At 64.1% G+C, this 3,574-nt stretch carries 3 protein-coding genes; 1 reads left to right on the forward strand and 2 read right to left on the reverse strand.

What is annotated here, in order from left to right; all coding sequences use genetic code 11:
- On the reverse strand, window positions 1-892 hold an 892-nt coding region (hpnH, locus tag VMS96_14345; protein ID HVP44607.1), incomplete at its 3' end, for an adenosyl-hopene transferase HpnH.
- Window positions 893-910: 18 nt separating this feature from the next.
- Window positions 911-1,864 carry a 4-hydroxy-3-methylbut-2-enyl diphosphate reductase gene (gene ispH / locus VMS96_14350; GenBank protein HVP44608.1) on the reverse strand — a complete coding sequence of 318 codons (954 nt, stop codon included), beginning with the start codon at window positions 1,862-1,864 and terminating at the stop codon, window positions 911-913.
- Window positions 1,865-2,149: 285 nt separating this feature from the next.
- Between ispH and dxs the strand changes: the two genes are divergently transcribed.
- Window positions 2,150-3,574 (forward strand): 1-deoxy-D-xylulose-5-phosphate synthase (dxs, locus tag VMS96_14355; GenBank protein HVP44609.1); only part of this gene is annotated, 1,425 nt, incomplete at its 3' end.

Below are 3,574 nucleotides of genomic sequence, written 5' to 3' on the forward strand. Positions count from 1 at the left end.
TGTCCCAGTCGGTGGTTTCCATCAGCTCCTTGAAGCTCTTGGCGTAGCCTTCGCCGAGCAGGTAGCAGGGGCGCTGCCAGCCGAACACGTTGCGAGTCGGGTTGCCCCAGGGCGTGCAGGCATAGGTCTGGTTGCCGGCCAGGAAGTCCAGGAACAACGGAGACTGCGTGAACTTCCACTTCTTGCCGCGCTTGGCGCTTTCCTTGCCGCGGCGGAAGATGGCGCGGAACAGCTCCTTGGTCCGGGTGCGGTTGAGGAAGTGCTGCTGGTCCGGCGCGCGCTCATAGGCATAGCCGGGGGAAGTCATCACGCCCTCGATGTCCATATCCGCGACGGTGTCGAAGAACTTCGCCACGCGGTCCGGGTTGGCGCCGTCGAACAGCGTGCAGTTGATGCTCGTGCGGAAGCCCTTGGACTTGGAGAGCTGAATCGCCGCCACGGCGCGCTCGTACACGCCTTCCTGGTCCACGGCGCGGTCGTGCATCTCCTTGTCGCCGTCCAGGTGGATGTCCCAGCAGAAGTTTTTGTGCGGCTTGTACTGGTCGATCTTCTTTTCCAGCAGCAGCGCGTTGGTGCACAGGATCACGAACTTGCCCATCTTCAGATAGGCGTCCACGATCTGCGGCATCTCCTTGTGCAGCAGCGGCTCGCCGCCAGCGATGGCGATGATCGGCGCCGGGCATTCCTCGGCGGCCTTGATCGCGTCTTCAACCGAGATGCGCTGGTTCAGAATCTCGTTCGGGTAGTCGATCTTGCCGCAGCCCTGGCAGGCCAGGTTGCAGCGGAACAGCGGCTCCAGCATCAGCACCAGCGGGTAGCGCTTGTTGCCTGAAATATGCTGCTTCAGGATATAGGCCCCCACGCGGAGCGCCTGGTTTAGCGGTACACCCATACTTAAACCCCGTCCTTATTATAAGCTGGCCACTTCGGCCGGCAGTTTGAATTTAACGTCTTCCGGCGTGCCCGCCAGAAGCTCGACCTTCACGTTGCCGAATTGCTTCAGCCCCTCGATCACGCCCTGCACCAGCACTTCCGGCGCGGAAGCGCCGGCGGTCAGCCCCACGGTGGTCACGCTCTTGAACCATTCCGGCTTCAGGGCGGAGGCGTCGTCGATGAGATAGGCCGGGTGGCCCAGCTCCGCGCCAATCTCGCGCAAGCGGTTGGAATTGGAGGAGTTTTTGCTGCCCACGACGAGGATCATTTCCACCAGCTCGGCCAGCTGGTGCACCGCCTCCTGGCGATTCTGGGTGGCGTAGCAGATATCCTTCACATCCGGGCCGGTGATGTGGGGGAAGCGGAGCTTCAGCGCCGCGATGATGCCGCGCGTGTCGTCCACCGAGAGGGTGGTCTGCGTGATGTAGGCGAGCTTGTCCGGGTCCTGGACCACCAGTGTCTCGGCGTCCTCGACCGTCTGCACCAGATACACGGTGCCGTCGATCTGGCCGATGGTGCCTTCAACCTCGGCATGGCCGGCATGCCCGATCAGCACGAGCTCGCGGCCCTGGGAGGCGTAGCGGCGGCCTTCGGCATGTACCTTGGCAACCAGCGGGCAGGTGGCGTCGATCACCGGCAGCGTGCGGTCGGCCGCGGCCTGTACCACCTTGCGGGCCACGCCATGGGCGGAAAACACGGTCCAGGCGCCTTCCGGCACCTCGTCCAGCTCGTCCACGAACACGGCGCCGCGGGCCCGGAGGTCCTCCACGACATGCCGGTTATGCACAATTTCATGGCGGACATAGATCGGCGGGCCGAATTTGGTCAGGGCGCGCTCCACAATGTCGATCGCCCGCTCCACGCCGGCGCAGAAACCGCGCGGCTGCGCGAGAATCACTCGTATCGTCTTAGTGGTCTGGGAACCGTCCATATTGCCTGTCCTGTTGCCTGTTGGTCACGCCGCATCGCTTTATCACGCCTGCAATAGGTCATAGCTTCCATAATCCGCAAGCTTGGGGATATGAAGAAGTTTCTTACCCGCCGGTTTACGCGGGGTGGCATGGCTGGCTTTTCTATCCGGGGTCCCTTATGTGTCCGAAAGTTTCGGAGTAACAGACGGCCCGCCTGAAAAGGCAGTCTGAGGTTTTTAGGTTAGAGCGAAGGACGAAACCATAATGCGGAATCAACTGGCGCGGCTTACGGGGAGAATTCACTGATGCCGCCGCGGACACCGCTTCTCGACAGGGTTAAGATTCCCGCCGACCTGCGTAATTTCTCCGCCGACCAGCTGAAGCTGCTGGCGGACGAGTTGCGCGCAGAGACGATCGACACGGTTTCCACCACTGGTGGGCATCTGGGCTCCTCGCTCGGCGTGGTCGAGCTGACGGTCGCCATCCATGCGGTATTCGAGACCCCGCGCGACCGCCTGATCTGGGATGTCGGCCACCAGTGCTACCCCCACAAGATCCTCACCGGCCGGCGCGACCGCATCCGCACCCTGCGCCAGCCGGGCGGGCTTTCGGGCTTCACCCGCCGCTCGGAGAGCGAGTACGACCCGTTCGGCGCGGCCCATTCCTCCACCTCCATCTCCGCCGGGCTCGGCATGGCCGTGGCCCGCGACCTGAAGCAGGAGGCCGACCCGCGCAACGTCATCGCCGTGATCGGCGATGGCTCGATGAGCGCCGGCATGGCCTATGAGGCGATGAACAACGCGGGGGCGATGAAGTCCCGCCTGATCGTCATCCTCAACGACAACGACATGTCCATCGCCCCGCCCGTGGGGGCGATGAGCGCCTATCTGTCCAAGCTGATCTCCTCACGCAGCTTCATGAGCCTGCGGGATTTCGCCGCCAAGATGGCCAAGCGCTTCCCCCGCCAGCTGGAGCGTACGGCGCGCCGGGCCGAGGAATATGCCCGCGGCATCCTCACCGGCGGCACGCTGTTCGAGGAGCTTGGCTTTTATTATGTGGGCCCCATCGACGGCCACAACCTTGATCACCTGCTTCCCGTGCTGCGCAACCTGCGCGACTCGGAGGCGGCCGAGCCAGTGCTGCTGCACGTCGTCACCAAGAAGGGCAAGGGCTATGCCCCGGCCGAGGCGGCGGCGGACAAGTATCACGGCGTCTCCAAGTTCAACATCGTTACCGGCGAGCAGAAGAAGGCCCCGCCCGGCCCGCCGACCTACACCTCCGTGTTCGCCAAGGCGCTGATCGCCGAGGCGGAGGTGAACCCGAACATCGTCGCGGTTACCGCCGCCATGTCCCCCGGCACCGGGCTGGACAAGTTCGAGGCGAAATTCCCCAATCGCATGTTCGATGTCGGTATCGCCGAGCAGCATGCCGTGACCTTCGCCGCCGGCATGGCGACGGAGGGCCTGGCCCCGTTCTGCGCCATTTACTCCACCTTCCTGCAGCGCGGCTACGATCAGTTGGTGCATGACGTGGTGCTGCAGAACCTGCCGGTCCGCTTCGCCATGGATCGTGCCGGTCTGGTCGGCGCCGACGGCGCGACCCATGCCGGCGCGTACGACATGTGCTTCCTGGGCCCGATGCCGAACATGGTCTTCATGGCCCCGTCGGACGTGGCCGAACTGATGCACGCCGTGGCCACCGCCGCTGCCATCAACGACCGTCCCTCCGCC

The organism is Terriglobales bacterium, from assembly GCA_035543055.1.
GTDB lineage: Bacteria > Acidobacteriota > Terriglobia > Terriglobales > Acidobacteriaceae > JAIQFD01.